At 59.3% G+C, this 25,452-nt stretch carries 30 protein-coding genes; 18 read left to right on the forward strand and 12 right to left on the reverse strand.

The features are described 5' to 3' along the window. The coding region (locus tag BLQ98_RS13855; protein ID WP_141135340.1) for an integrase core domain-containing protein at positions 1-312 on the forward strand (312 nt) is incomplete at its 5' end. Between the two features lie 121 nt (positions 313-433). Here the strand turns inward: BLQ98_RS13855 and tig are convergent. Then, positions 434-1,765, reverse strand: coding sequence for a trigger factor (gene tig / locus BLQ98_RS13860; protein WP_093733904.1), 1,332 nt, complete (start codon positions 1,763-1,765; stop codon positions 434-436). Positions 1,766-1,978: 213 nt separating this feature from the next. Beyond that, a complete protein-coding gene (locus tag BLQ98_RS13865) occupies positions 1,979-2,266 on the reverse strand; it encodes a DUF2312 domain-containing protein (RefSeq protein WP_093733905.1) in 288 nt (95 codons plus the stop codon). Between the two features lie 107 nt (positions 2,267-2,373). Here BLQ98_RS13865 and BLQ98_RS13870 point away from each other — a divergent pair, with 107 nt between their 5' ends. The 4 genes from BLQ98_RS13870 to BLQ98_RS13885 all read left to right on the forward strand — a co-directional run bounded on the left by BLQ98_RS13870 (position 2,374) and on the right by BLQ98_RS13885 (position 4,041). Next, a complete protein-coding gene (locus tag BLQ98_RS13870) occupies positions 2,374-2,613 on the forward strand; it encodes a hypothetical protein (RefSeq protein ID WP_093733906.1) in 240 nt (79 codons plus the stop codon). A gap of 132 nt (positions 2,614-2,745) precedes the next feature. Next, the gene (locus BLQ98_RS13875) at positions 2,746-3,177 is read left to right on the forward strand and encodes a YeeE/YedE family protein (RefSeq protein WP_093733907.1); all 432 of its coding nucleotides are present in this window, start codon (positions 2,746-2,748) and stop codon (positions 3,175-3,177) included. A 1-nt stretch (position 3,178) separates the two neighbouring features. Continuing rightward, complete coding sequence (locus tag BLQ98_RS13880; protein WP_093733908.1) at positions 3,179-3,610, forward strand: DUF6691 family protein; 432 nt, start codon at positions 3,179-3,181, stop codon at positions 3,608-3,610. A gap of 8 nt (positions 3,611-3,618) precedes the next feature. After that, positions 3,619-4,041: a protein tyrosine phosphatase family protein gene (locus BLQ98_RS13885; RefSeq protein ID WP_093733909.1), complete on the forward strand. Its 423-nt coding sequence runs from the start codon at positions 3,619-3,621 to the stop codon at positions 4,039-4,041. Between the two features lie 170 nt (positions 4,042-4,211). Here the strand turns inward: BLQ98_RS13885 and BLQ98_RS13890 are convergent, their stop codons facing one another. The 4 genes from BLQ98_RS13890 to BLQ98_RS13905 all read right to left on the reverse strand — a co-directional run bounded on the left by BLQ98_RS13890 (position 4,212) and on the right by BLQ98_RS13905 (position 8,961). Continuing rightward, the gene (locus BLQ98_RS13890; RefSeq protein WP_093733910.1) at positions 4,212-6,905 is read right to left on the reverse strand and encodes a sensor histidine kinase; all 2,694 of its coding nucleotides are present in this window, start codon (positions 6,903-6,905) and stop codon (positions 4,212-4,214) included. Continuing rightward, entirely contained in the window at positions 6,905-7,177 is a 273-nt protein-coding gene (locus BLQ98_RS13895) for a hypothetical protein (RefSeq protein ID WP_093733911.1), read from the reverse strand. The genes BLQ98_RS13890 and BLQ98_RS13895 overlap by 1 nt, the downstream gene beginning before the upstream one ends. Then, the gene (locus tag BLQ98_RS13900; protein WP_093733912.1) at positions 7,174-7,557 is read right to left on the reverse strand and encodes a response regulator transcription factor; all 384 of its coding nucleotides are present in this window, start codon (positions 7,555-7,557) and stop codon (positions 7,174-7,176) included. The genes BLQ98_RS13895 and BLQ98_RS13900 overlap by 4 nt, the downstream gene beginning before the upstream one ends. Positions 7,558-7,665: 108 nt before the next feature. Next, on the reverse strand, positions 7,666-8,961 hold the full coding sequence (locus tag BLQ98_RS13905; RefSeq protein ID WP_093733913.1) for a helix-turn-helix domain-containing protein: 1,296 nt from the start codon (positions 8,959-8,961) through the stop codon (positions 7,666-7,668). Between the two features lie 231 nt (positions 8,962-9,192). Between BLQ98_RS13905 and BLQ98_RS13910 the strand changes: the two genes are divergently transcribed. The 8 genes from BLQ98_RS13910 to aat all read left to right on the forward strand — a co-directional run bounded on the left by BLQ98_RS13910 (position 9,193) and on the right by aat (position 17,213). Further along, positions 9,193-10,557 (forward strand): substrate-binding protein, encoded by a 1,365-nt coding sequence (locus tag BLQ98_RS13910; protein WP_093733914.1) that lies wholly within the window; start codon positions 9,193-9,195, stop codon positions 10,555-10,557. Positions 10,558-10,647: 90 nt separating this feature from the next. Then, a complete protein-coding gene (locus BLQ98_RS13915; RefSeq protein WP_093733915.1) occupies positions 10,648-11,679 on the forward strand; it encodes a branched-chain amino acid ABC transporter permease in 1,032 nt (343 codons plus the stop codon). Positions 11,680-11,682: 3 nt separating this feature from the next. Then, positions 11,683-12,891, forward strand: a complete 1,209-nt coding sequence (locus BLQ98_RS13920) for a branched-chain amino acid ABC transporter permease (RefSeq protein ID WP_093733916.1) — start codon at positions 11,683-11,685, stop codon at positions 12,889-12,891. Positions 12,892-12,906: 15 nt separating this feature from the next. Further along, positions 12,907-13,671: an ABC transporter ATP-binding protein gene (locus BLQ98_RS13925; protein WP_005852793.1), complete on the forward strand. Its 765-nt coding sequence runs from the start codon at positions 12,907-12,909 to the stop codon at positions 13,669-13,671. Positions 13,672-13,732: 61 nt separating this feature from the next. After that, the gene (locus BLQ98_RS13930; protein WP_093733917.1) at positions 13,733-14,488 is read left to right on the forward strand and encodes an ABC transporter ATP-binding protein; all 756 of its coding nucleotides are present in this window, start codon (positions 13,733-13,735) and stop codon (positions 14,486-14,488) included. 236 nt (positions 14,489-14,724) lie between these two features. After that, positions 14,725-15,222 (forward strand): acetyl-CoA carboxylase biotin carboxyl carrier protein, encoded by a 498-nt coding sequence (accB, locus tag BLQ98_RS13935; protein WP_093733918.1) that lies wholly within the window; start codon positions 14,725-14,727, stop codon positions 15,220-15,222. 10 nt (positions 15,223-15,232) lie between these two features. Next, entirely contained in the window at positions 15,233-16,585 is a 1,353-nt protein-coding gene (gene accC / locus BLQ98_RS13940; RefSeq protein ID WP_093733919.1) for an acetyl-CoA carboxylase biotin carboxylase subunit, read from the forward strand. Continuing rightward, positions 16,578-17,213, forward strand: coding sequence for a leucyl/phenylalanyl-tRNA--protein transferase (aat, locus tag BLQ98_RS13945; RefSeq protein ID WP_093733920.1), 636 nt, complete (start codon positions 16,578-16,580; stop codon positions 17,211-17,213). The genes accC and aat overlap by 8 nt, the downstream gene beginning before the upstream one ends. Here the strand turns inward: aat and BLQ98_RS13950 are convergent. The 5 genes from BLQ98_RS13950 to BLQ98_RS13970 form a co-directional block, all read right to left on the reverse strand. Then, entirely contained in the window at positions 17,177-17,530 is a 354-nt protein-coding gene (locus BLQ98_RS13950; RefSeq protein ID WP_093733921.1) for a DUF2155 domain-containing protein, read from the reverse strand. The genes aat and BLQ98_RS13950 overlap by 37 nt on opposite strands. Before the next feature lie 100 nt (positions 17,531-17,630). After that, the gene (locus tag BLQ98_RS13955) at positions 17,631-18,014 is read right to left on the reverse strand and encodes an NADH:ubiquinone oxidoreductase subunit NDUFA12 (protein WP_093733922.1); all 384 of its coding nucleotides are present in this window, start codon (positions 18,012-18,014) and stop codon (positions 17,631-17,633) included. 83 nt (positions 18,015-18,097) lie between these two features. Then, the gene (locus BLQ98_RS13960; protein ID WP_093733923.1) at positions 18,098-18,457 is read right to left on the reverse strand and encodes a RidA family protein; all 360 of its coding nucleotides are present in this window, start codon (positions 18,455-18,457) and stop codon (positions 18,098-18,100) included. A 144-nt stretch (positions 18,458-18,601) separates the two neighbouring features. After that, positions 18,602-19,867, reverse strand: coding sequence for an ATP-dependent Clp protease ATP-binding subunit ClpX (gene clpX, locus BLQ98_RS13965; RefSeq protein ID WP_093733924.1), 1,266 nt, complete (start codon positions 19,865-19,867; stop codon positions 18,602-18,604). Between the two features lie 132 nt (positions 19,868-19,999). Continuing rightward, positions 20,000-20,659 (reverse strand): ATP-dependent Clp protease proteolytic subunit, encoded by a 660-nt coding sequence (locus tag BLQ98_RS13970; RefSeq protein ID WP_093733925.1) that lies wholly within the window; start codon positions 20,657-20,659, stop codon positions 20,000-20,002. A gap of 194 nt (positions 20,660-20,853) precedes the next feature. On the opposite strand from BLQ98_RS13970, the gene BLQ98_RS13975 reads away from it, so the two are divergent. Next, on the forward strand, positions 20,854-21,168 hold the full coding sequence (locus tag BLQ98_RS13975) for an ArsR/SmtB family transcription factor (protein WP_093733926.1): 315 nt from the start codon (positions 20,854-20,856) through the stop codon (positions 21,166-21,168). Continuing rightward, positions 21,165-22,217 carry a permease gene (locus tag BLQ98_RS13980; protein ID WP_093733927.1) on the forward strand — a complete coding sequence of 351 codons (1,053 nt, stop codon included), beginning with the start codon at positions 21,165-21,167 and terminating at the stop codon, positions 22,215-22,217. Before BLQ98_RS13975 ends, BLQ98_RS13980 begins: the two co-directional genes overlap by 4 nt. 15 nt (positions 22,218-22,232) lie before the next feature. Here the strand turns inward: BLQ98_RS13980 and BLQ98_RS13985 are convergent, their stop codons facing one another. Further along, positions 22,233-23,276, reverse strand: coding sequence for a zinc ABC transporter substrate-binding protein (locus BLQ98_RS13985; protein ID WP_093733928.1), 1,044 nt, complete (start codon positions 23,274-23,276; stop codon positions 22,233-22,235). A gap of 88 nt (positions 23,277-23,364) precedes the next feature. Here BLQ98_RS13985 and BLQ98_RS13990 point away from each other — a divergent pair, with 88 nt between their 5' ends. Genes BLQ98_RS13990 through BLQ98_RS14000 form a run of 3 tightly spaced genes read left to right on the forward strand, consistent with a single transcriptional unit; the run spans position 23,365 to position 25,398 of the window. After that, positions 23,365-23,847 carry a Fur family transcriptional regulator gene (locus tag BLQ98_RS13990; RefSeq protein ID WP_093733929.1) on the forward strand — a complete coding sequence of 161 codons (483 nt, stop codon included), beginning with the start codon at positions 23,365-23,367 and terminating at the stop codon, positions 23,845-23,847. Further along, positions 23,844-24,617, forward strand: a complete 774-nt coding sequence (locus BLQ98_RS13995) for a metal ABC transporter ATP-binding protein (protein ID WP_093733930.1) — start codon at positions 23,844-23,846, stop codon at positions 24,615-24,617. The genes BLQ98_RS13990 and BLQ98_RS13995 overlap by 4 nt, the downstream gene beginning before the upstream one ends. After that, on the forward strand, positions 24,607-25,398 hold the full coding sequence (locus tag BLQ98_RS14000) for an iron chelate uptake ABC transporter family permease subunit (RefSeq protein ID WP_208596068.1): 792 nt from the start codon (positions 24,607-24,609) through the stop codon (positions 25,396-25,398). The genes BLQ98_RS13995 and BLQ98_RS14000 overlap by 11 nt, the downstream gene beginning before the upstream one ends. Positions 25,399-25,452 lie beyond the last annotated feature (54 nt).

Consider the following 25,452-nt stretch of genomic DNA (forward strand, 5'->3'; position numbering starts at 1 on the left):
GAATGGCGCGGTCAACCGCAGACAATTCGCGTCGATAATGGCCCAGAATATATCAGTGGTAAGCTGATGGAGTGGGCAGAGAAACGCAATGTTCGACTGGAATACATCCAGCCGGGCAAGCCACAACAGAATGCCTACATTGAGCGCTATAACCGCACCGTTCGCGGCGAATGGCTCGGGCAATACATCTTCGAAACCATTGAGGAGGCACAAGACCAAGCAACTGAATGGCTCTGGACTTACAACAACGAGCGACCCAACATGGGTATCGGCGGCATGACACCCGCCATGAAACTGAAAACAGCCGCCTGAATTCTACGGTTGGACCCCATTAAAAATGGGGGGATTACCCCAGCACCGCCCCCCCAGATAGCAAAAGGGCCACCCAATCGGGCGGCCCTTTCTTTTTACGTCACCGGCGAGGGTGAAAGACTTATTCGTCTTCCAGCTCTTCTACGGCTTTCTGCAGATCTTCTTTCGACACTTCTTTTTCGTTCAATGTCGCTTGTTCGAACACGTGGTCGACCACTTTATCTTCGAACAACGGTGCGCGCATCTGCTGCTGCATCTGCTGGTTTTGTTGAACGAATTCAAAGAACTGGCGCTCCTGACCAGGGTACTGACGTGCCTGGTTCATGATCGCTTGGGTCATCTCCGCGTCGGTCACCTGAACTTCGGCTTTCTGCCCCAGCTCGGCCAGCAGCAGCCCAAGACGCACGCGGCGCTCGGCCAGCTTCTTGTGCTCGTCTGTGGTCTCGATCTCGGGGTGATCGTGGCCTTCGACTTCGGGGTTGTCTTCGTGCCACAGCTGGTGCGCGATCTGGCCGGCTTCGGCTTCAACCAACGACGGCGGCAGGTCAAAGCTGACCAGCTTGTCCAGCTCGTCCAGCAGACCGCGTTTCATGACAGCGCGCGACGCACCGGTATATTCCGCTTCCAGACGCTCTGCGATCTGGGATTTCAGCGCGGCGAGGTCTTCTGCACCGAATTTCTTGGCCAGCTCGTCGTCGATTTTGGCAGCGACGGGCTTTTTCACTTCTTTAACTTTGCACTCGAACACGGCTTCTTTGCCCGCGAGGTGAGGTGCTTGGTAATCTTCGGGGAAGGACACGGTGACGTCTTTTTCGTCGCCCGCAACAACACCGACCAGCTGTTCTTCGAAGCCGGGAATGAACGAGTTGGAACCCAGAACCAGCGGGTAGTCTTCTGCAGCGCCGCCTTCAAAGGCTTCGCCGTCTACCTTGCCAAGGAAATCAAATGTGATCTGATCGCCATCTTCGGCCTTGGCACCCTCTTCGCGGGCTTCAAAGTCCTGTGCGGTCTCTGCCAGATTGGCCAGCGCTTCATCAACGGCAGCGTCGTCAGCTTTGACAACCATTTTATCCAGCGTGATGGACGACAGGTCGACTTCGGGGATTTCTGGCAGCGCTTCGTAGGTCATGGTGACCTCGACGTCGTCGCCTTCTTTCCAGTCTTCGTTCGCCATTTTGACGTCAGGCTGCATCGCGGGGCGATCGCCGGACTTTTCAAAGTGTTCCTGCATGGCGCCATCAATGCTTTCCTGCATTGCTTCGCCCATAACCTTTTGGCCGAACTGCTTTTTCAGCAGCGCCATTGGCACTTTACCTTTGCGGAAACCCTTCATCTCGACTTCGGGCTGCGCTTCGGCCAGCTTTTCGTTGACCTTGGCCTCCAGCTCAGCTGCTGTCACAGTGATGGCATAGCCGCGTTTCAGACCTTCGTTCAGCGTCTCGTTGACCTGCATGTTTGCTCCATAGGGTAAGGCCGCGCATTGCGGGGCGCGGGCGGAAAAATTTCCGCTCTTCTATTGGGGCCTGCGCTTGGGCGCAAGCGGATTTGGCGACGGGGGTCCCGTGGGACGGGGCAATTTGCCCCCTGCCCCCGCCTACGGGTGGTAAATAACGTCTCGCGTGGTCCTCAAGCGGCGAAGGGTCACCGCCTCAGGCTCCGATCAAGCCTAGGTCATGCCCAATGCTTCTTTGTACATCTCAAGGACGGCTTCTTCTTCGGCGATATCATCCGCCTCGCGCTTACGCAGCGCGATAACCTTGCGCAGAACTTTGGTGTCATAGCCGCGGGACTTGGCTTCTGCCATGACCTCTTTTTGCTGCTCGGCCAGGTCTTTCTTTTCTGCATCCAGCCGCTCGATCCGCTCTACGAACTGGCGAAGTTCGTTTGCGGTGACACGATACGTTGCATCACCGATGGCGTCTGCGGATTCGGGATTGGTAGCACTGTCGCTCATCTGGGGCGTCCTATGTCTTGAATGGGTCAGCGCAGTGACTACCCCCGTGCCTGCCCTGCCGCAAGCCACTCTTGCCCATTGGGCGGAATTCGGATAGCTCGCGCCCTATGGAAAACGCATCTCTAACTATCTTTGACGTACTGATCTGGGCCGGGGCAGCTATCTCCTTTGTTGGGCTGGTAGGGCTTGTCTGGTGTATCGTGCGCGTGGCCCGCGCCAAACGCGCCGGCCTGACCGAAGAAGAGATGCGCGTCGTCTTGCAAAAAGTCCTGCCGTTGAACCTCGGCGCGTTGCTGTTGTCGGTGATCGGGCTGATGATGGTCGTCGTGGGTATTATCCTCGGGTAACGCTTGTTTGCACGGCATCGCGCGCTCTGCCCGCCGCATTCTCACCGCTTGCGGCTTGCCACACATTCAAAAGTCACTATATGTTTCTCTGACAGCTGCCACTTATGGCGGTCTTTGAGGGCGAGATAGCGTATGATTGAAGCAGATTGGATTTGGGGCCTGATTGGCGGGCTGTTGATTGGATGTGGGGGCGCGGTGTATCTGCTGGGCAACGGCCGCATCATGGGGGCCAGTGGCATCGTGGGCGGGCTGGTCGACGGATCGGGCCGCAGCACTTGGGTCGAACGCATCAGCTTTTTGGCGGCCCTGATCCTTATTCCCGCGGCAATTGCGGCCTTGGCCCCGACCCCAGCGACGACCCACCTGACCGAAAACCTTTGGCTGGTTGGCGTGGCAGGGCTGCTGGTCGGTCTGGGCACCCGTATTGGTAACGGCTGCACGTCCGGCCACGGCGTTTGCGGGATTTCGCGGCTGAGCCCCCGCGGCATCGTCGCCACATTGGTCTATATTGCGGCGGGGGCCTTGATGGTCGTCGTCTTGCGCAGCTTTGTCGGAGGGATTTGAGATGCGTAACATGATTGCCGCGCTTGCGGGCGCTTTGTTTGGCACCGGACTGTACCTGTCTGGCATGACAGACACCCAAAAGGTCCAGGGGTTTCTGGATTTCTTTGGCAGCTGGGACCCGACATTAGCCTTCGTCATGGGAGGGGCCATTCTGCCTATGGCAGTGGCGTGGGCGATGACCCGTACGCGTCGCCCTGTTACGGGTGGTGACTTTCCCGCCCGCCCCGATGCGCGCTTGGATCGCAAGTTGATTATCGGCGCAGTGCTGTTTGGTGCAGGCTGGGGACTGGTCGGGCTGTGCCCGGGTCCGGCGCTGGCGTCGCTGGGTTTCGGCGGCTTGGGCGGCATTATTTTCCTGATCGCCATGCTGGCAGGCATGATGATCGCCCCCAAAGCGCGGCGGATACTAGACACACCGCGGACGGCTGGATAAATCAAACTATGGATATTCGTCAAATCACCCCCCGCTTCTATGCTTCCCCTCAGATCGACCCGTCCGATATGGGCGCGATCAAAGAGGCAGGCATCACCTTGATCTTGTGCAACCGCCCCGACGCCGAGGTTCCCCCCAGCCATCAACATGCGGCCATTCAAGCCGCGGCAGAGGCTGCCGGACTGCGTTTCGCGTATCAGGAGTTGACCCATCAAACGATGACCCCCGACGTGATTGCCCATAATCGCGAAATCAGCGTGGCGCAGGACGAAGTCGTTCTGGGCTATTGCGCCTCTGGCACACGATCCACGATTGCTTGGGCTTTGGGTCAGGCTGGCAAACAACCGGCTGACACGCTGATAGAAGCCGCCCGTGCCGGCGGCTATGACCTAAGCCATATGCGTGACGTGCTCAGCGCCCCCTACGCCTAAGAGCCCCTCTTGCTCCATCACGACAGCGGATAGCGCCGCCTTGGCGCTGTCCCCCACACAGCCACGTTCATCTACATCATCCCATAGCGCGCATCCTTTACCGCTGCTTCATCCCCTTCAAGATGACGGACAAAGGTTACGAATCTGCTTAGATGCGATGAGAAATCGACTTAGACGTCGGTCTGCGCGATTGGCAGCTCGACACGGAAGCCGGTGCCCGACACATCAGTGAGATACGATATATCTCCCTCTAGCCGCTTTATAATCTCGCGACAGATAGCAAGCCCCAAACCTGCCCCCTCGCCGCCTTGCCCCGGTAAACGGCTAAACTTTTCAAAAATCAGTGCTTGCGAAGCGGCGTCAATTCCTGCGCCGTTATCTATCAGATCAACGATGATACGCCGCCCCCGCTGATGCGCCCGGATCGACAGCTGCGGGTCATCAGCCACACAATATTTCTGTGCATTTGTAATCAAGTTTATGAAAACCTGCACCAAACGATCCAGATCGGTATCCAGCACGATATCTTCACCCGCGCTTTCCCGATCAATCTTGATCACACGCGTATTTGCCGCCCGCGCGGTGGTGACCGCCTGATCCAGCACATCGCGCAGAACGCCACGTTGTCGGTTCAACGACACCTCGCCGTTTTCAAGCACAGACAGATCCAGCAGATCGTCCAGCAAGCGCGTAAGCCGGATGGTTTCGGAGTGAATAATCGACGCGTAGCGGGTCTTTTCTTCCGGCCCCAACCCTTCGGCGTCACGCAAAATTTCAGAAAAGGCACGGATAGAGGTCATGGGCGTGCGCAATTCATGGCTGATCTGGCTTAGAAAACTGTCTTTTTGATGCGACAGTTGGGTCAGCTTGTCATTGGCGCTGCGCAGTTTCGCAGCGGTATCTGTCAGCGCACGGGATTTGATTTCCAGCTGGCTGGAATATTCCAGCATCTGCGCCGATTCGTCCGCCACAGCCAACAGATCCTGAACCGAGACAGAGGCCCCACCCACCAGTTGCGCCACCATAGCATGCGCCGTAGCGGCCCCCACAGATGCTGCGAGTTCGCGTTCTAGCGCCTGCACAAATCGCGGTGTCGGCTCCGGTAGGCCGTCGTATTTTTCTTGCAACTGCGCTTGCGCCCGAAAGAAGCCTTGCGCCTCTGCAGCGCCCAAAATGCGCTGTGCCATGATCATCAGATCCTCGCTCGCCGCGACCGACGCGCTCCATCCGCGTGCCGCCGTGGAATGGTCAAAGATGTTCACGAATTGCGCCCCTTGCAGCCGCTCTACGGGGGCAGGAAAGCTGAACAGGGATACAGCGATAAATACCAAGGCATTGATTGAAAGGCTCCAGAGGACCGCATGAACTGTTTGATCTAACCCATTGATTCCGAACAACGCCTCGGGTCGCAGCCACTGCAATCCGAACAGCCCGTTTTGAAAGGTAGACGCCGACAGCGCGGCCCCTGGGCCAAAGCTTGGCAACAGCATTGTATAGACCCAAAGTGCAAAGCCGACGGTCAGCCCACAAATCGCCCCCGTCCGCGTTGCACCGCGCCAGAAGATGCCCCCTAGCAGCACCGGCAAAAACTGCGCCACCCCCCCGAAAGAGATTGTCCCGATCGCCGCAAGCGCACCGCCCCCGCCCGACAGCCGGTAATAGCAATACCCCAGCGAAATGATCAGCAGGATCGACAGCCGCCGCGACAGGATCACCACATGACGCACGTCGCCCGACTGCTGGACAGTGTTTTGTCCATAGGTCAGCCAGATTGGCATCACGATATGGTTACTCACCATCGTCGATAGCGCCAGCGTCGCGACGATCACCATTGATGTGGCAGAGGAAAACCCACCGAGAAAGGCGAACATCGCGAGCGAATTCTGTCCCTGACTCAGCGGCAGGCTCAGGACGAACAAATCAGGGTTCGACCCTTCGGGTAGCAGATCGAGCCCGACCACGGCAATGGGCACGACGAACAGGCTCATCAGCATGAGATACAGCGGGAAAGCCCAGCTGGCGGTCTGCAAGTGGCGCTCGTCGCCGTTCTCCACGACCAAGACCTGAAACATGCGCGGCAGGCAAATAAAAGCCGCAGCGGCCAACAGGGTCAACGCGGTCCACCGGCCCCCTTCGACCTGCCATTGCCCGATCGCGGACCGGTCAATCTGCGCCAGTGTCTGTTCGACACCACCTGCGACCCCCCAGACCACGAAAGCACCAACCGCCAGCAGTGCCAGCAGCTTGACCACCGCTTCTACTGCGATGGCAATGACCACGCCGTGATGGCGTTCGTTGGCGTTCAAATTACGGGTGCCGAACAACACCGTGAACAGCGCCAGCCCCACCGCGACCCAAAACGCCGCCTGTGCCGAATTGATCTGACCGCCGCCGGACGGGGCCTGAGGCTCGGCGCTGGCAAAGATCGACAAGGACAGGGTAACCGACTGTAGTTGAAGCGCAATATAGGGCGTCACCCCAATGACGGCCATGATCGTGACCAATATCGCCAAGAGGTTCGATTTCCCGTAGCGTGACGAAATAAGATCCGCGACCGAGGTCACGCGATGAGACCGTCCGATGCGTACCAAACGGCGCAAGATCCACCACCAGCCAATCATCACCAGCGACGGGCCAAGATAGATCGTCACGAATTCCAGCCCTGATCGCGCCGCATAGCCGACCGCGCCATAAAAGGTCCAAGCGGTGCAATAGATCGACAGCGACAGCGTATAGACCAACGGCGAGCGCAACAGCCAGTCCCCACGCCCGCGGGCGGCAGCGCGTTCAGCCGCAAAGGCCACGGCAAAAAGCCCCACCACATACAGCAAACAGACGGCAACCAGCTGGTTCAGCGACACCATCAGCCTTGCGTTTCCTGTGCGATCTGACGCGCTGTCCGCCGCCACAACAAAAAGCAACAGGCGATGCCCGCCAGCCAGACGCCAAAGACATAGCGCAGCGCATGTGACATGGGAACAGCATCGCCCGCAGAGGGGTCTGGCACCGGCCACAAAAGCGGTACCATCCAGAACCCCAGCACCAGCAGCGGCAGCAGCCGGACGGCGTCCATCATGCGGCGAAACCGGTAGCTGCGCCGTTCAAGAAACAGCGGCGAGCCGGGTAGTTTACTCATGCCTCTGCAGTGCCTGCAGCTGTTAGATCGCGCACGGCCGCCAGCATATCGGCATTAGAGAAAGGTTTGGTCATGAACCGGCTGACGCCCGCCTCTAGCGCGATTTCGCGGTCGCGGGTCTGGCCGCGGGCGGTCAGCATCAAAATAGGCAGATCGGCCAGCGCCGCGTCCGCGCGTAGCTCTTTAAGGATTTCAAAACCGCTTTTACCGGGCAGCATCACATCCAGCATCACCAGATCGGGGTTGGCATTGCGGATGACGTCGACAGCCGTGGCCCCGTTGGCCAGCGTTTCGACGCGCCAGCCTTCGCGGCCTAATAAAAATCGTATCGCCTCGGCGATGTTCGTCTCGTCTTCTACGAGCACGACGTGTTTGCCCATTGGCAAAATCCCTCCCTGTGGCCCTGGCCGCCTTAGGACGCGATCTTGGTAGGCCGAGAGGCAGGATGCACGGAAAACCCTGCCCTGTCAAAAGCCTGTTGCCCGCCCTTATACGCCATCATTCAAGATTGACGGCTCGCGGCGTGCCGGACATTCGGTGCGCGGACACACCCGGCACGTGGCACCGACATCGTGCACAGCTACGGTTTCGGGGCTGGCGGGTAGGATTAACATGACCGACTGCAGCAAGGGCATCGCGTTGTAATCGCGCGCATTCTGGGGTTCACAGGTCGCATAACAATCAAACGAGGAATACCCCCGCCCCAGCTGCGTCACCCGTTGTTTTTGCACCATGCCGGGGCTGCCCAAGACGCTGAACAACGGCCAAAGCGGGCAGCAGGCGCCAAAGCGGGGCACGACAAACCCGTCGATGGATTTGCGGAAGATCAACGTGCCTGACCGGTCGCAAACGACCAGCCCCGCGCCCAGTTCCGGCACCGTCGCCATACGGCGCAAAACACGCGCCACGGGCTGCCGCAGCAGCGCGGCAAGTGCAACGGGGTCCGGCCCTAGCTCATCGAGCGCTTGCGTCAGCCCGGCAATCGGCAGCGCCTCTGCATCGATGGCGATCTGCTGCAAAACGTCTCGTGCGATATGCCGTGCAGCAACGCTTTGCAGGTCGGGAGCAGTCTGGATTAGCGTCTCAATGGCTCCTGCATCCCCATCTGTGACCTCTAGCGTTGCAAAACGATAGCGGTGCGCGGCCAGAAACGCTTCGACCTCCTCTTGCGGAGAGTTGGCGGCGGGGGTGATTTCGGGGTCGGCCTCAAGATAGCCCACAAGCGCCTGTGCGCTATCCGCAAGGCGGCGGCTGTCCTGATCGATGTTGATGTGAAACCGGTCGCGCCATTCGGGTTCAAGCGTTTTTGTATCGGCAAGGATCGACGCGGTTGACCGGATCGCCGCCGCGGCGGTCAGCAGTTCGTGCATAGAGGCCGCCAGATGCGGGTCATGGGCCAAACGGTCAGTCAGCGTCTCGACGGTGCGTTCAAGCGTGGCGATCCGGCGTTGCGCGCTGGCCAACACATCGGCCCAACCGGGAAAACGTCCTGCGAATTCATCAGCGCGGTTCACCTCTGGCCCGCTCAGCCGCGCATCATCCGCGGCCTCGCGCAGGGTAGCAATCAAGGCGGCTTCGGCTCCTTCGGTCAGCGCTGTCGGCTCCACCCCAAGGGCGCCTGCGATGTTCAGCAGCAGTTTCCCGCCGATTCTGCGCCGGTTGTGTTCGATCAAGTTCAGATAGCTGGCCGAAATGCCGATCCGCTTGGCCAGATCAGCCTGCTTTTGCCCTGCCATCACCCGCCGCTCGCGGATGCGACTGCCGGTCAACGCATCGCGGGTCATGCGACACAGCCGCCGGGATTATGCCGCATTATCAACGGCTTTCTGCGCTGCAATATCATTAAATTTACAAATCCCCCTAGGCCTCTGCGAATATATTTACAGAATAGTTGTTTTTATCAAGGGGCTTGTTGATCGATTTTCAGTTTTCCCCTCATATCATATTTGCACCTCTGTGCATCATGGACCCGGAAAAATAATCGGGCCGTGGTTTCAACATTTGGGAGGAAATACATGACATTTTCTAACTTGACGCGTCGCGGCGTGATCAAAACCGGCGCTGCTGCCGGTGCTGGTCTGGCCTTGCCGACGTATCTAAGCGCTGCCGCGCATTCCGGTTTCACGAACGCGCCAACGGGCGACACGGTGACGCTGGGCTTTAACGTGCCACAATCGGGCCCCTACGCGGACGAGGGCGCAGACGAACTGCGCGCGTTCGAGCTGGCGGTCGAACACCTGAACGGTCAGGGCGACGGCGGCATGCTGAACACCTTCAGCTCCAAGGCGCTAGAAGGTAACGGGATCATGGGCAAGAAGGTCCAGTTCGTCACCGGCGACACGCAGACGAAATCGGACGCGGCCCGCGCATCGGCGCAGTCGATGATCCAGAAAGACGGCGCGATCATGATCTCGGGCGGCTCAAGCTCGGGCGTAGCTGTTGCTGTTCAAGGCCTGTGCCAAGAGGCCGGCGTGATCTTTATGGCGGGTCTGACCCACTCCAACGACACCACGGGTAAAGATAAAAAAGCCAACGGCTTCCGCCACTTCTTTAACGCTTACATGTCCGCTGCGGCGCTCGCTCCGGTGCTGAAAAACCTCTATGGCGATGATCGCAAGGTCTATAGCCTGACAGCCGACTACACATGGGGCTGGACGCAGCAGGAATCCATTCAGGCCGCGACCGAAGCCATGGGCTGGGAAACCATCAACGACGTGCGCACGCCGCTCGCCGCGACCGACTTCTCGTCCTATATCGCGCCTGTCCTGAACTCCGGTGCGGATGTTCTGGTGCTGAACCACTACGGCGGAAACATGGTCAACTCGCTGACCAACGCCGTGCAGTTCGGCCTGCGTGAAAAGCAGGTGAACGGCAAGAACTTCGAGATCGTCGTGCCGCTATATTCCGAGCTGATGGCCCGTGGTGCGGGTGAGAACATCACCGGTATCGTCGGCTCGCAGAACTGGGACTGGAAGCTCGAGAACCAGATGGGCGACCGCTACAAAGGCACCAACGCTTTCGTTCAGTCCTTCGGCGAAAAATACGGCTTCCCCCCCAGCCAGGCGGCTCAGACATGCTATGCGCAAACGCTGCTTTATGCGGATGCTGTGGCCCGTGCCGGTTCGTTCAACCCCTGCGCCGTCGGCGAAGCCCTTGCCGGTTTCGAATTCGACGGTCTGGGCAACGGTCCAACGCTGTACCGCGCCGATGACCACCAGTGCTTTAAGGACGTTGTGGTCGTGCGCGGCAAAGAGAACCCCGAGAATGAATTCGATCTCGTGGAAATCGTCGAAGTCACCCCAGCCGATCAGGTCACCTATGCACCTGACCACCCGATGTTTGCGGGCGGTGAGCTGGGTGACTGTAACCCCGGCGCTTAAATCCAAGTATAAGGCGGGGGGCTTCCCCTGCCTTACCTTGCCGGCGGAATTTTTCCGTTTTTCACTTCTTAAAAATTCGAGGGCACCGCGATGGACGCCATTCTTTTGCAACTTCTTAACGGGTTGGACAAAGGTTCAGCCTACGCGCTCATCGCGCTTGGTCTGACGTTGATTTTCGGCACGCTGGGTGTCGTGAACTTTGCTCATGGGGCGCTGTTCATGATCGGTGCCTTCTGCGCCGTCACGCTAAGCAAGATTTTCACGCTCAGCCACAAGGCATCGGAACCCTCCGGCGTCGATTTTCTGGGCAAACCAAAGTACGATGACATCCTTTATATCAAGGACTGGTTCGGAGAGACCGCCGGTGCCTGGATGCTGGATTGGTCCGTTCCCCTATCGATCCTCTTTGCCGTGCCGATCATGCTGGCCGTCGGCTTTGTGATGGAGCGCGGGCTCATCAAACACTTCTACAAACGCCCCCACGCGGACCAGATCCTTGTGACTTTCGGTCTGGCGATCGTGCTGCAAGAGGTGATCAAGTATTTCTACGGTGCGAACCCGATCCCCACCTCCGCCCCAGAGGCGTTTCGCGGGTCGTTCGACTTTGGCGTGATGCTGGGCTTTGATCCTAATGCGATCATCTACCCCTACTGGCGCCTGATCTATTTCGCTTTCTCGGCGCTGATCATCGGCGGTGTGTTTGCCTTCTTGCAGTTCACCACCTTCGGGATGGTCGTGCGCGCCGGCATGGCTGACCGCGAGACCGTAGGTCTGCTGGGCATCAACATCGACAAACGTTTCACCATCATGTTCGGCATCGCCGCCGCTGTCGCCGGTCTGGCCGGTGTTATGTACGCGCCAATCAATTCGCCCAACTACCATATGGGTATGGATTTTCTGGTGCTGAGCTTTGTGGTCGTCGTTGTCGGCGGCATGGGGTCTTTACCCGGGGCCGTTCTGGCGGGGTTCTTGCTGGGTGTCCTGGAAAGCTTTGCCTCCATGAACGAGGTCAAGAACATCCTGCCCGGCATTGACCAGATCATCATTTACGTTGTCGCGATCCTTATCTTGCTGACACGCCCCCGTGGCCTAATGGGCCGCAAAGGCGTGATGGAGGAATAACCCATGCAATCACTCACTAAAAAAGACTTTCTCCTTCTGTTGGTGGTGGCATTCCTGACCATGGCAGCCCCTATCATCCTGAACCCCTTCCCCGCCGGATCAGGGCTGGCGCAGTTCAACGCCGGCTACCCTGACTTGATGCAACGCTTTGTGATCTTTGGCATCTTTGCCATCGGGTTCAACATTCTGTTCGGGCTGACCGGATACCTCTCCTTTGGTCACGCGGCCTTTCTGGGGGTCGGTTCCTACTCTGCCGTGTGGATGATGAAGCTCTTGTCGATGAACGTGATCCCCGCGATCCTTTTGTCGGTGATCGTGGCGGGGCTCTTCTCTGTCGTGATCGGCTTTGTCTCGCTGCGCCGGTCGGGGATCTACTTTTCGATCCTCACGCTCGCCTTTGCGCAGATGTCGTTCAACCTTGCCTATTCGGTGCTGACGCCGATCACCAATGGCGAAACCGGGCTGCAAATCTCGCTCAGCGATCCGCGTATTCTGGACGGTGCGAACGCGCCCAGCTACCCCAACCTTTTCGGGGCGCAGATGAATGCCGCGACGACGTTGGATTTCGGGGCTTGGTCCTTCACCTTCTCGGTCGGCTACTACCTTTGTGCAGTGATCATGCTGCTGGCGTTCTATATCTCGATCCGCGTCTTCCGGTCGCCCTTCGGGATGATGCTGCGGGCCGTGAAATCGAACCAGCAACGGATGAACTACACCGGCCTGAACACCAAACCCTACACGCTGGCGGCCTTTGTTATCTCTGGCATGTATGCCGGTCTGGCCGGTGGCCTGCTGGCGGCAATGGACCCGCTTGCTGGGGCCGAACGGATGCAGTGGACCGCCTCGGGCGAGGTTGTTCTGATGACCATCCTTGGCGGTGCGGGCACCCTTCTGGGGCCGGTACTGGGCGCGGGCTTTATCAAGTATTTTGAAAACATCTTTTCCAAGATCAACGATAACGTCCTGCACGGCTGGTTTTCTTTCATGCCCGATGGGCTGGAAGACATGCTGATCGCGGTGATCCACCCCTTTGTCGGCAAGGGCTGGCACCTGACGCTGGGTCTGCTGTTCATGCTGGTCGTGATCTTCTTGCCCGGTGGTCTGGTCGAAGGCGGTCAACGCATCGGTCGCGTGTTCCGCCGCAAGGACCGGAATGCCGGATCGGTCGAAGCAGACGCCGCCGCACAACGCAACACACCCCCAGCCGAATAAGAAGGAGCTGAACAGATGGCCATTCTCGAAGTCAAAAATGTCGGCAAACGTTTCGGCGGGTTGCAAGCGCTGAGCGACGTGAACCTCAGCGTTGCGGAAAACTCGGTTCATGCGATCATCGGGCCGAACGGGGCGGGCAAATCCACGCTGCTGAACTGTCTGGTGGGCAAGCTGATCCCCGATACCGGATCGGTTATGTTCGACGGGCAGTCGGTGCTGGGGCGCAAACCCTACGAGATCAACCAGATGGGGATTTCGCGCGTATTTCAAACGCCCGAGATCTTTGGCGATCTCAGTGTGCAGGAAAACATGATGATCCCCTGTTTTGCCAAACGTGACGGGGCGTTCCAGATGAATGCGCTTACCGCCATGTCGAGCCAGCGCGACGTGATCGAAAAAGCCGAGGAGATGCTGGTCGAGATGAAGCTCGCCGACAAGCGCCATATGCACGCGGCCTCTATGTCACGCGGGGACAAACGTCGGTTGGAAATCGCGATGTGCCTGTCGCAAGATCCGCGCCTGCTGCTGCTGGATGAACCCACAGCAGGCATGGCGCGGGCCGATACCAACAATACCATCGACCTGCTGAAACAGATCAAGGACGAACGCGACATTACCATCGCCATCATCGAACACGACATGCATGTGGTGTTCTCGCTGGCGGAACGGATCACCGTGTTGGCGCAAGGCACCCCGCTGGTCGAAGACACCCCTGACAACATCAAAGGCCACCCCAAGGTGCGCGAGGCGTATTTGGGCGAATCCCAGGACGCCGCCTGACGCGCGGGGGCTCCGCCCTTCGCGCGTCACCCCGCACCAGAGGCTTTGCAAGGACAAGACTATGAACACGAAACCCGATTTCTCGAACAGCGCCAACCACGCCGCTACTGCCCCCGCCTATCTTTCGGTCTGGGACATCCACGCCTATTACGGCGAAAGCTATATCGTGCAGGGCGTCAGCTTTAACGTCCATGAGGGCGAAATTCTGGCGCTTTTGGGCCGAAACGGCGCGGGTAAAACATCGACCCTGCGGGCCATCGCCCAGATTGGCGACCCCGAATTGCGCAAGGGCGAGGTCTGGCTCGACCACCAGCCGCTGCACAAGATGGCAAGCCACGAGGCCGCCGCCAACGGTCTGGCGCTGGTCCCCGAAGACCGCCGTATCATCGCGGGTCTCACGGTCGAGGAAAACCTGCAACTGGCGCAGATCGCCCCACCCATCGGCTGGTCGCTTGACCGCATCTATGACCTGTTTCCCCGTCTGAAAGAGCGCCGCAAACAAGAGGGCGTGACCCTGTCGGGCGGCGAACAACAGATGCTGGCGATTGCCCGCGCGCTGGCCCGTGACATCAAGGTGCTATTGCTGGATGAACCCTATGAGGGGCTTGCCCCCGTGATCGTGGACGAGATCGAAAAGACCCTATCACTGATCAAATCCCAAGGCATTACCACCATTTTGGTTGAACAAAACGCGGTGCGTGCGCTCAAGCTCGCGGATCGTGCGGTGATCCTTGATACCGGCGGCGTGGTCTTTGACGGCACTGCCGAAGAGGTGTTAAACAATGCCGAACTGCGGGCCGAATATCTGGCAATCTGACCCTAACATTATGTGGACGCGGTAATTTCTGGCGAAACATGCGTTTCAAACCGGCATTTTTCCGCGTCCGCGTCCCCTTGCCCCATTGCATATCCCCCCTGCCCCGATCCGCCGCCTCTCGCGGCATAGGTGACGTTAGGCAACTGCTTGCTTTTCATGACTGCGCCCATGCCCTATAAGGCAGCAATTCAAGGGCACAGGCAGCGCCCTATCGACTTTGACTGGCTGAGGAAAATATGACAAAAAACACCCATGACGCCGATGTGGCTTTTATCCAAGCGCTCGCCGAGTTGCTGAACGAAAACGATCTGACCGAATTGCAGGTCAAGCGGGATTACGCCGAGGATGACAGCCTGAATGTGCGCGTCAGCCGCAAACCACCGCAACAGATCGTAGCACCGCATCAGGCGCAATCGGCCCCTGCGCACTATGCAGCGCCCGCGCCCGCCGCCCCGGCAGCCGCAGCCCCTGCAGCAGAAGCCAGCGATCCCGCGGATCACCCCGGTGCTGTCGTCTCTCCGATGGTGGGGACGGTATATATGCAAGCCGAACCTGGCGCGCCTTCGTTTATCTCGGTCGGGACCTCCGTTGCCGAAGGCGACACGCTGCTGATCGTTGAAGCGATGAAAACAATGAACCACATTCCAGCGCCACGTTCCGGCACGGTAAAGCGGATTTTGGTCGATGATGGCGCCGCCGTTGAATTTGGCGCGCCCTTGGTGATCCTGGAATAAGGCGAAACCTATGTTCAAAAAAATCCTAGTCGCAAACCGCGGCGAGATCGCGTTGCGCGTGATCCGTGCGGCCCGCGAGATGGGCATCGGGTCTGTCGCGGTCCATTCGACGGCAGACAGCGATGCGATGCATGTGCGCATGGCAGACGAATCTGTCTGCATCGGCCCGCCCTCCTCGCAGCAATCCTATCTGTCGATTCCGTCGATCATCGCCGCCTGCGAAATCACCGGTGCCGAAGCGATCCACCCCGGATACGGTTTCTTGTCCGAAAACGCGGGCTTTGTGCAGATCGTCGAAGACCACGATCTGACCTTTATCGGCCCCACAGCGGAACACATCCGCATTATGGGCGACAAGATCACCGCCAAAGACACCATGAAAGAGCTTGGCGTGCCCTGCGTTCCCGGCTCTGACGGTGGTGTGCCCACACTGGCCGACGCAAAGCGTATCGGCGAGGAAATCGGCTATCCGGTAATCATCAAGGCAACCGCCGGGGGTGGGGGCAAGGGCATGAAAGTGGCGCAATCCGCCGCTGAAATGGAACGTGCCTTCATGACAGCCCGTGCCGAAGGGAAATCGAACTTCGGCAACGACGAAGTCTATATCGAGAAATACCTCACCACGCCGCGCCACATCGAAATTCAGGTGTTCGGCGATGGCAAAGGTCGCGCTGTCCATCTGGGCGAACGCGACTGTTCGCTGCAACGCCGCCACCAGAAGGTCTTCGAAGAAGCCCCCGGCCCGTCGATCACCGCCGAAGAACGGGCGCGTATCGGTAAAGTCTGCGCGGATGCGATGGCCAACATCAACTACATCGGCGCGGGCACGGTCGAATTCCTGTATGAAAACGGCGAGTTCTATTTCATCGAAATGAACACGCGTTTGCAGGTCGAACACCCCGTCACCGAAGCCATCTTTGGGGTCGATCTGGTGCGCGAACAAATTCGCGTCGCTGCCGGTATGGATTTGTCCTTTACCCAAGAAGACCTGAAGATCAACGGCCACGGCATCGAGGTCCGGATCAACGCTGAAAAACTGCCGAACTTCTCGCCCTGCCCGGGCAAGATCACGCAGTATCATGCCCCAGGCGGGCTTGGTGTGCGGATGGATAGTGCGCTGTATGACGGCTATAAAATCCCGCCCTACTACGACAGCCTGATCGGCAAGCTGATCGTTCACGGGCGCGACCGTCCCGAAGCGCTGGCGCGTCTGCGCCGTGCCTTGGGAGAGCTGATCGTGGACGGGGTCGACACGACGATCCCGCTGTTTCACGCGCTGCTTGCCGAACAGGACGTGCTGACAGGGGACTATAACATCCACTGGCTAGAGCATTGGCTTGAAACAAATTTGGGCAATGCCTGACCTGACGCCAGAGCTGTTATTGCACGGCTATTCCATGGGGATCTTTCCCATGGCCGAACACCGCGACGACCCGGAAATCTTCTGGGTCGACCCGCGGCGGCGGGGCATCTTCCCGCTGGACGGGTTCCACATCTCGCGGTCCCTTGCGCGCGCGATGCGGCGGACACGCTTTACCATCAACATCGACACCGCATTTAAAGACGTCGTATCCGGCTGCGCCGACCGCGCCGATACATGGATCAACGCCGAGATTTTTGCGCTGTACGCTAAGCTACATGCCCAAGGTCACGCCCATGCGCTTGAGGTCTGGGAAGGCGATGTTTTAGTGGGTGGCGTCTACGGCGTCACGCTGGGGCGCGCGTTTTTTGGCGAAAGCATGTTTTCGCGGCGGGACAACGCATCAAAGATCGCGCTGGCCTGTCTGGTGGACCGGCTGAACCGCGGCGGGTTTACCCTGTTCGACACGCAGTTCCTGACACCGCACCTGGCGTCTCTTGGTGCGCAGGAGATCACCCGCGCCGCCTATCACGCTCGGCTAGAAATGGCCTTGATGAAAAACGCGGACTTTACTGCGCCCCATGCTGCCACGCCTCAGGATGTGGAGCAGCGGATGACCCAGATATCATAGCGGGGATGTTCCAGCGCTGAAAGCGCAGGCGCAGAGGCGATCATCCAGCCGGCAAAAAGCCGGTTCTCCTCGCCAGTCTCGACGATATCAAGCTCGGCATAGGCGTCGCCCGCAGGGTTGCCCTCAGGATAGCGGCATTCGTTCAGGGTCACATTCAGGCTACCCACGCGCGACGTCTCTCCGCGCTGCATCTCTACGTCACGCGACAGGCCCGATACCTTGTCCAGCGCCCGCAAGACGCCGCCTTCAGCGCTGGCGACTTGCTGTGCCTGCACGGGCGCGGCCATCACGGCGAGGATCATAAAAATCTTGCGCATCACAGGGGTTCCTTGAACGTCAAAACGGCATCTTTCAAAGCCACGCATTGGCCGGATGCCCGTAGCTTCGTGCGCCCACGATAGGGCGCACGGGGGGCTTTTATTCGGGCTGCCATGCCTCGTAGTCACCGCGGTCGGCGGGCTTTTCACGGCGTATCGATCCCGCAGGCGCATAGGCCAGCGCGGTGCCGGTCAGGTTCTCTTGGTGGGGCTTTTCCCACGTTTTATGTACCAGCGGGCGATCTTGCGGGGTTTCATCCCACGAATGATGCAGCCAACCGTGCCAGTCCGCATTCACGCGGGTCGCTTCGATCTCGCCGTTAAAGATGACCCAGCGTTTGCTGCTGTCCGCGTTGCGGTAGTACATATTGCCCTCGGCGTCTTCGCCGACCTTGATGCCCTTGCGCCACGTGAACAGCTGTGTGTTCAGCGTCTGGCCGTTCCACCACGTCACGCCGCGCAAAAGAGAGTTGAGAATGCCCATAGTGGTCTCCTGAAGCTTTGATGGATATATGCACCAAGGCCGCGCAAAGGTCTAGCGGGCTTCGGGGCGCATAGCCGCGGTTTTCAGCCTGGTAGGCAGGCGGTGACTTCGATTTCGATGCGGTATTTGTCATCGATCAGCCCACATTCGATCATGGTTGCCGATGGTGGCGCATCGCCAAAAACCTCTGACAGGATCGGCCAGGAGGGTTCAAACTCGGCGCGATCAGGCAGGTAGTAATTGACGCGGACCACATCGGCCATGGTGCAGCCTGCCTCGCGCAGGGCCCCCTCGATGGTCGCAAGGGCGGCGCGGCATTGGTCGGTCACGGTATCGCCCTGCCCCACGGTGCCCGCCACATGAACAAAGCCCCCCGCCACAACGGCGCGGCAATAGCCGATCTTGGCCTCAAATTCACCGCCCGAAAAAATACGTCTTGTCATGATGCGCCTCTTGTCTGTCATGCCTACGCCTCTGTCAAAGCGCTTGGCCCGCCAGAGGTCAAGCGGCAAAACTGGAACTGCGGCTGGACGTGAAAAAGGCGCGCCATCTCTGGCGCGCCTTGATCGGATAATATGCCGTTGATCTTAGCCTGCGGTTGCGGGCTCTTTCTCGGCATCGGCGTGGATCATCAGCGGTGCCGCATCAGAGTTCACGGCTTCTTCGTTAACGACCACTTCGGTCACGCTGTCCATGCCGGGCAGATCGAACATCGTGTTCAACAAGATGTCTTCGAGGATTGAACGCAGGCCACGTGCACCGGTTTTGCGCTGGATGGCGCGTTTCGCAATTGCCGAAAGCGCATCATCGGTAAAGGTCAGCTGCGTATCCTCGATTTCGAACAGACGCTGGTACTGTTTAACCAATGCGTTTTTCGGTTCGGTCAGAATTGTGACCAGCGCATCCTCGTCCAGATCCTCAAGCGTTGCCAGAACCGGCAAACGGCCAACGAATTCCGGAATCAAGCCGAATTTCAGCAAATCTTCGGGCTCGAGGTCGGTGAATATCTCGCCGATACCACGGGCATCCTTGTCGCGCACATCAGCGCCAAAGCCCATGGCGGACCCTTTACCGCGCGCTGCGATGATCCGGTCCAGGCCGGCAAAAGCACCACCACAGATGAACAGGATGTTCGTAGTATCCACTTGCAGGAATTCCTGTTGCGGATGCTTGCGCCCACCTTGCGGCGGCACAGAGGCGACGGTACCTTCCATCAGCTTAAGCAAGGCCTGCTGCACACCCTCGCCGCTCACATCACGGGTGATGCTTGGGTTTTCGGACTTGCGCGTAATTTTGTCGACTTCGTCAATGTAGACGATCCCGCGCTGTGCGCGTTCAACGTTATATTCCGACGACTGCAACAGCTTGAGGATGATGTTTTCCACATCTTCGCCGACATAGCCCGCTTCGGTCAGTGTCGTCGCATCTGCCATAGTGAACGGCACATCCAGAATACGTGCAAGCGTTTGCGCCAGTAGCGTTTTACCACAACCGGTCGGGCCGATCAGCAGAATGTTGGATTTCGCCAGCTCAATGTCGCCGCCCTTTTGGGCGTGGTTCAGACGTTTATAGTGGTTGTGCACGGCAACTGACAAAACCCGCTTGGCCATTGCCTGCCCGATCACGTAATCGTCCAGAACATCACAAATGTCCTTGGGCGTCGGCACGCCATCGGTGGCCTTCAGCCCCGAGGCTTTGGTTTCCTCGCGGATGATATCCATGCAAAGTTCGACACATTCGTCACAAATGAAGACAGTCGGACCTGCAATCAGCTTGCGCACCTCATGCTGACTTTTGCCACAAAAGCTGCAATAAAGTGTGTTTTTGCTGTCGCCGCTCGAAGTATTAGCCATTTCAACCCTTTCAGGTCTGTCGTTTGATCGTGCCCGCCATACGGCAGCCATCTATATTTTTTTGCTCGGTGCCAGCTTAGGCCAGCGGTGCGTGGTCCACAATCGTAAAATAACGGGCCACGCACGCCTTATTTACTTGCCTTTTTTGTCGTCAGCTTTTGGCGCGTCAGGATCATCCATCTTGCCACGATTTTCGACGATCTCGTCAATCAGGCCCCAGTCTTTGGCTTCCTCGGGGGACATGAAGTTGTCCCGCTCCAGTGCGGCTTCGACTTTTTCCAACGGCTGGCCGGTGTGTTTGACATAAATCTCGTTCAGGCGCGTTTTCAACTTTTGCGTTTCCTGCGCGTGAATCATGATGTCCGTCGCCTGACCCTGATACCCGCCGGATGGCTGGTGGACCATGACGCGGCTGTTGGGCAACGAGAATCGCATGCCCTTTTCACCCGCTTGCAACAACAGCGACCCCATGGATGCCGCTTGCCCGATGACCAGCGTCGATACCTTCGGTTTGATATACTGCATCGTGTCGTAGATCGACAGACCCGAGGTCACAACACCGCCTGGGCTATTGATATACATAGAGATTTCCTTGGAGGGATTCTCTGCCTCGAGGTGCAAAAGCTGCGCAACGATGAGCGAGGACATACCGTCATGGACAGGCCCGTTCAGGAAAATGATCCGCTCTTTCAGCAGACGCGAGAAGATGTCGTACGCACGTTCGCCCCGGCTGGTCTGTTCAACCACCATAGGGACCAGCGTGTTCATATATGTATCGTGTGGATCGTTCATAAAGCCTGCCTGATATTGCCGTTCGCCGGACCATACCCGCGAAACCTTGGCTTAAGATTAATCGCGGCATCTAAGGGGTTCAAGGGGGGCAGGCCCGATCATCTGGCTGGCCGAGGATTTGGCGGCTTGGTCAAACGGTGCGCACTGCCCGAATCATCTTTACAAAACTAGTTTTATGGTTTTGTCTGAGTTCCATGACAGCACATCAAAAAGCCGCCCGCGCGCTCGCCGCCCTTGGCCACGATACCCGCCTCGAAATCTTTCGCCTTCTTGTGCGCGCCGGAGACGATGCGCTGACCGTTGGTGAAATCGGGACGCATCTGAACGCCGCCCCTTCCACTCTTGCCCATCATCTAGGTGCGCTTGTCGATGCCGGTTTGATCATTCAGCGGCGCGACGGGCGGCGCATCGTTAACCGCGTGGACTTTGACGCCATGCGCGCAACGCTTTCGTTTCTAACCTCGGAATGCTGCACCGGCGTTTCGCTCAATAAGGATGCCGCCGCATGACCGATCTTTCCCACCCCTCCCGCAGTGTCGTGCGCGACGCGGTACATCACATCTGGACCCGTGAACGTGTATGGCTGGCCTTCGCCGGCCTGCTGGCGGTGGTCTTTGTGGTCGACGCACCGCTGGGGACCAGCAGCGTGCAGTTCACAATCCGCAATCTGATCGATGTTGCGCCGTTCTTGCTCTTGTCTATCGGCATCGCTGCCTACGCCAGTGCGACGGGGGCCGACGGGTTGATTGCGCGCGCTTTCACCGGATCGCCCGCCGTGATGATCGCCGTCGCAGCCGTGGCAGGCGGGCTGTCGCCGTTCTGCTCTTGCGGGGTGATCCCGTTGATCGCGGCGCTTCTTGCCATGGGGGTTCCCCTCTCCGCTGTCATGGCCTTTTGGCTGGCATCGCCCGTGATGGACCCGTCGATGTTCATGCTCACCACCGGCGTTATGGGGGCAGAGTTTGCCATCGCCAAAACCCTCGCGGCTGTGGGGCTCGGCATCTTCGGAGGGACGATCGTGCACGCCTTGTCGCGCGCTGGCGCGTTGGCAGACCCGTTGCGCGACGGTGTCGGCAATGGCGGCTGCGGTGCGTCAAAGGTGCGCACGCCCCAGCCGGTCGTCTGGGCCTTTTGGCACGACGACACGCGGGTGGCAAAATTCCTGCGCGAAGCCGTCAAGACCACTTTGTTCCTGACCAAATGGCTGGCGCTGGCGTTCTTGCTCGAGAGCCTCATGCTGGCGTGGATTCCCGCAGAGCTGGTGACGCGTGCCCTTGGCGGCACCGGCATCGTCCCAATCGGGGTCGCGACATTGGTCGGGGTACCGGCCTATCTGAACGGCTATGCGGCGCTGCCGTTGGTCGGCGGGCTGCTTGGTCAAGGCATGGCCCCCGGTGCCGGGCTCGCGTTTCTGGTCGCAGGCGGGGTCACATCCCTGCCCGCGGCCATCGCTGTTTGGGCGCTGGTCAAACGCCCTGTCTTTGCACTGTATATCGGGATCGCGTTGACAGGGTCGTTTGTGTCGGGGCTGCTGTTTCAGCTTTGGGTATCACTGTGAAACCCAAAGCTGGTCTTAATTTGCCAGACAGGCCGTGAAGGCCCCCGACAGGTCGCGCAGCAGGGATGGATACATCTCGACGCCCGGTGCCAGCTGCGCGCCGATCGGGTCAAGCGAGGCAGACTTTAGCGGTGCGCCGTCTTGCAGGGCCTCGATCAGGCCGGCGTTGAACTGCGGTTCTGTGAACACGCAAGCAGCTTGGGTATCTTCTACAACATCACGCACCTCGGTCAATCGTGCAGCACTGGGGGCTGCCCCATCGCTCAGGGAGATCGACGCGCTTGCCTCTACGCCAAAGCGGGCTTCGAAATAGTGATAGGCATCGTGGAAAACGATGAACTTCTGCCCCGCAAGCGGTGCCAACTCTGCCTGTAGATCGGCTTGCAAATCCGTCAGACGGGCCTGCGCCTTTTCGGCATTTCCGCTATAGAGCGTTGCATTTTCAGGGTCTTGCTGCGACAGCATGGCCGCGATCTGATCCAGCCAGACGATCGCATTCTTCGGGTCGAGCCACATATGCGGGTCCAATGCGCCCGCCGCGTGATCGTGCCCTTCGTGCGCGTCAGTGCCTTCATGATCGGCGTGGTCTTTTTCGTCGCCATGGTCATCGCCGCTATGGTCGTGCCCTTCGTGATCCTCATGGCCCTCATGGTCGTCGTGCCCGTCATGATCCTCATGCCCCGCTTCATCGCCGTGGTCATGCGCCTCGAACGCAACACCGCTGCGGTTGGTCAACAGGCGGATGCCGTCCGCATCCTGCAGGGTCAGGCGCTGTGCATCCTGTGCCAGACTATCCAAAGGCCCCTCCAGCCAAGCGGTCAGCGATGGCCCGACCCAGACCACCAGATCAGCCTGCGCGAGATTGCGGGCTTCGGTGGGGCGCATGGCATAGCTGTGGGGCGACGCGCCGGGCGGGATGATCAGATCGGGGCTGCCTGCCCCCTGCATCACCATAGACACCAACGAATGCACAGGCGCGATGTCGGTGGCGACGCGGGGTACCTCTGCGTGGGCCAGACCGGCAGAAAAAAGGAGAGTGGTGCAAAGCAGACGGCGCATAAGGGGGCTCCTATAAAGTGTTATACTATAACCTTGATAGATCACACGTTATAACATATCAATACCGAACCCTGCTACGGAGCCAAATATGTCGACCCTTGGATTTGAAACACATGATCACGGTGCCTGTGTCGACGACGCGATGGCTGCCGCAGAGGCGCGTTGCGCGGCCTCGGACCTAAGACTGACCCCGGTGCGCCGCCGGGTGTTAGAACTGTTGCTGGCCGAACACCGCGCCCTTGGGGCCTATGACATTCTGGGGCATCTGTCCGCCGAAGGGCTTGGCGCGCAGCCCCCTGTCGCCTATCGCGCGCTGGATTTTTTGGTAAAGGCCGGACTTGCGCACCGGATCGAGGCGTTGAACGCCTATACCGCCTGTAGCCATGTCGGATTGGACCACACGCCGGCCTTTCTGATCTGCCGCAGCTGCCAATCGGTCGCCGAAAGCGAAACGGCGTTGACGCAGGGGCGTTTGGGCGACGCGGCCCGCGCGGCGGGGTTCCAGATTGAACGCACGGTGATCGAGGCCCAAGGCCTTTGTCCCGCGTGTCAGAACGAGGCCGCCGTATGAGCCTGATCGCCACCCATAATCTGACCCTGCGCATTGGCGGACAAACGGTGCTGCGCGACGTCGACATTGCCGTAAATGCCGGAGAGATCGTCACCATCGTCGGCCCCAACGGATCGGGCAAGTCTAGCCTGCTGCGCGCTCTGATTGGCGCGCTGAAACCTGCCGCGGGCACAATCACCCGTGCGCCGGATTTGCGCATCGGCTATGTGCCGCAAAAGCTGCAAATCGATGCGACGCTGCCGCTGACAGTGCGCGGGTTTCTGAACCTGCCCCGTCGTCAGCCGCGTGATACCGTCGCCCAGACTTTGCTGCAGGCGGGGGTAACGGACCTTGCGAAAAAGCAGATGACCGATTTGTCGGGCGGACAGTTCCAACGCGTCCTGTTGGCGCGCGCGCTGCTGAACAAGCCCCATATCCTGATCTTGGACGAAGCGACCCAAGGGCTGGATCAACCCGGCTCTGCCGCGTTTTACCGCCAGATCGAAGAGGTGCGCCGCGATATGGGCTGCGCCGTACTGATGGTCAGCCACGATTTGCATGTGGTGATGGCGGCCTCGGATCGGGTGTTGTGCCTGAACGGTCACGTCTGCTGCGAAGGCACGCCCGAAATCGTCGCCGACGCGCCGGAATACCGCGCATTGTTCGGCACTGGCACCCAAGGGGCGCTTGCGCTGTACCGGCACGAACATTCGCATTCGCATGATCACACCCACGACCATACACATGATGCGGGCTGCAACCATGCGCACGGGGACCAAGATGTTAGATGACTTTTTGATACGCGCCGGGCTTGCCGGTATTGGCGTGGCATTCGCAGCCGCCCCTTTGGGGTGCTTTGTGGTCTGGCGGCGGATGGCTTATTTCGGCGATGCGACATCGCATGCGGCCTTGCTGGGTGTCGCGCTGGCCTTGGCATTTGAACTACCGGTCTTTGCCGGGGTGTTGTTGGTCGCCCTGTCGATGGCGCTGATTGTGACGGCGCTGAACGGGCGCAGCCTGGGCACGGATACGCTGCTGGGGGTGCTGGCCCACGGGGCGCTGGCCATCGGCCTTGTGGCGGTGTCGCTGCTGCCGAACCAGCGCGTTGATCTCAGCGCCTATCTGTTCGGAGAGATTCTGGCCGTCACCAAAAGCGATCTTGCGATCATCTGGAGCGGCGCTTTGCTGTCGATCGCCCTGCTGGTTTGGCGCTGGCAAGCATTGTTATCGGCGACGCTGAACCCTGATCTGGCCACGGCGAGCGGCGTTAACCCGCGGCGTGAACAGCTGATATTGACGCTGGCGCTTGCGGTGACCGTTGCGGTCGCGATCAAAGTCGTCGGGGCGCTGCTGATCGCGGCGATGCTGATCATTCCCGCCGCCGCGGCACGCCCCTTTGCCCGAACGCCCGAGGTCATGGCCGCGACCGCCTGCGTCATCGGGGTGATCGCCGCCTTGGGCGGGCTGGCCGCGTCCTTTGCATTTGACACGCCCACCGGCCCCAGCATCGTCAGCGTCGCGGCGCTGCTGTTCGTGGTATCCTCCGGCGTGGCCCCCCTGCTGAAGCGCTAGGTTTTCTACGCGGCACACCCACCAAGGGCCGCAGCATCGCGCTGCGGCCCTTGG

It is taken from the genome of Sulfitobacter litoralis (assembly GCF_900103185.1).
Classification (GTDB): domain Bacteria; phylum Pseudomonadota; class Alphaproteobacteria; order Rhodobacterales; family Rhodobacteraceae; genus Sulfitobacter; species Sulfitobacter litoralis.

Bases quoted from the DNA above. Each gene is read 5' to 3' on its own strand.
- clpX (WP_093733924.1), bottom strand. From the start codon at position 19,867: ATGGCTAATACTTCGAGCGGCGACAGCAAAAACACACTTTATTGCAGC.
- BLQ98_RS13870 (WP_093733906.1), top strand. From the start codon at position 2,374: ATGGAAAACGCATCTCTAACTATCTTTGACGTACTGATCTGGGCCGGG.
- BLQ98_RS13990 (WP_093733929.1), top strand. From the start codon at position 23,365: ATGTCGACCCTTGGATTTGAAACACATGATCACGGTGCCTGTGTCGAC.
- BLQ98_RS13915 (WP_093733915.1), top strand. From the start codon at position 10,648: ATGGACGCCATTCTTTTGCAACTTCTTAACGGGTTGGACAAAGGTTCA.
- BLQ98_RS13885 (WP_093733909.1), top strand. From the start codon at position 3,619: ATGGATATTCGTCAAATCACCCCCCGCTTCTATGCTTCCCCTCAGATC.
- BLQ98_RS13950 (WP_093733921.1), bottom strand. From the start codon at position 17,530: ATGCGCAAGATTTTTATGATCCTCGCCGTGATGGCCGCGCCCGTGCAG.
- BLQ98_RS13930 (WP_093733917.1), top strand. From the start codon at position 13,733: ATGAACACGAAACCCGATTTCTCGAACAGCGCCAACCACGCCGCTACT.
- BLQ98_RS13890 (WP_093733910.1), bottom strand. From the start codon at position 6,905: ATGGTGTCGCTGAACCAGCTGGTTGCCGTCTGTTTGCTGTATGTGGTG.
- BLQ98_RS13895 (WP_093733911.1), bottom strand. From the start codon at position 7,177: ATGAGTAAACTACCCGGCTCGCCGCTGTTTCTTGAACGGCGCAGCTAC.
- aat (WP_093733920.1), top strand. From the start codon at position 16,578: ATGCCTGACCTGACGCCAGAGCTGTTATTGCACGGCTATTCCATGGGG.
- BLQ98_RS13880 (WP_093733908.1), top strand. From the start codon at position 3,179: ATGCGTAACATGATTGCCGCGCTTGCGGGCGCTTTGTTTGGCACCGGA.
- BLQ98_RS13905 (WP_093733913.1), bottom strand. From the start codon at position 8,961: ATGACCCGCGATGCGTTGACCGGCAGTCGCATCCGCGAGCGGCGGGTG.
- BLQ98_RS13920 (WP_093733916.1), top strand. From the start codon at position 11,683: ATGCAATCACTCACTAAAAAAGACTTTCTCCTTCTGTTGGTGGTGGCA.
- BLQ98_RS13985 (WP_093733928.1), bottom strand. From the start codon at position 23,276: ATGCGCCGTCTGCTTTGCACCACTCTCCTTTTTTCTGCCGGTCTGGCC.
- BLQ98_RS13975 (WP_093733926.1), top strand. From the start codon at position 20,854: ATGACAGCACATCAAAAAGCCGCCCGCGCGCTCGCCGCCCTTGGCCAC.
- BLQ98_RS13980 (WP_093733927.1), top strand. From the start codon at position 21,165: ATGACCGATCTTTCCCACCCCTCCCGCAGTGTCGTGCGCGACGCGGTA.
- tig (WP_093733904.1), bottom strand. From the start codon at position 1,765: ATGCAGGTCAACGAGACGCTGAACGAAGGTCTGAAACGCGGCTATGCC.
- BLQ98_RS13970 (WP_093733925.1), bottom strand. From the start codon at position 20,659: ATGAACGATCCACACGATACATATATGAACACGCTGGTCCCTATGGTG.
- BLQ98_RS13875 (WP_093733907.1), top strand. From the start codon at position 2,746: ATGATTGAAGCAGATTGGATTTGGGGCCTGATTGGCGGGCTGTTGATT.
- accB (WP_093733918.1), top strand. From the start codon at position 14,725: ATGACAAAAAACACCCATGACGCCGATGTGGCTTTTATCCAAGCGCTC.
- BLQ98_RS13865 (WP_093733905.1), bottom strand. From the start codon at position 2,266: ATGAGCGACAGTGCTACCAATCCCGAATCCGCAGACGCCATCGGTGAT.
- BLQ98_RS13910 (WP_093733914.1), top strand. From the start codon at position 9,193: ATGACATTTTCTAACTTGACGCGTCGCGGCGTGATCAAAACCGGCGCT.
- BLQ98_RS13955 (WP_093733922.1), bottom strand. From the start codon at position 18,014: ATGGGCATTCTCAACTCTCTTTTGCGCGGCGTGACGTGGTGGAACGGC.
- BLQ98_RS13960 (WP_093733923.1), bottom strand. From the start codon at position 18,457: ATGACAAGACGTATTTTTTCGGGCGGTGAATTTGAGGCCAAGATCGGC.
- BLQ98_RS14000 (WP_208596068.1), top strand. From the start codon at position 24,607: ATGTTAGATGACTTTTTGATACGCGCCGGGCTTGCCGGTATTGGCGTG.
- accC (WP_093733919.1), top strand. From the start codon at position 15,233: ATGTTCAAAAAAATCCTAGTCGCAAACCGCGGCGAGATCGCGTTGCGC.
- BLQ98_RS13900 (WP_093733912.1), bottom strand. From the start codon at position 7,557: ATGGGCAAACACGTCGTGCTCGTAGAAGACGAGACGAACATCGCCGAG.
- BLQ98_RS13995 (WP_093733930.1), top strand. From the start codon at position 23,844: ATGAGCCTGATCGCCACCCATAATCTGACCCTGCGCATTGGCGGACAA.
- BLQ98_RS13925 (WP_005852793.1), top strand. From the start codon at position 12,907: ATGGCCATTCTCGAAGTCAAAAATGTCGGCAAACGTTTCGGCGGGTTG.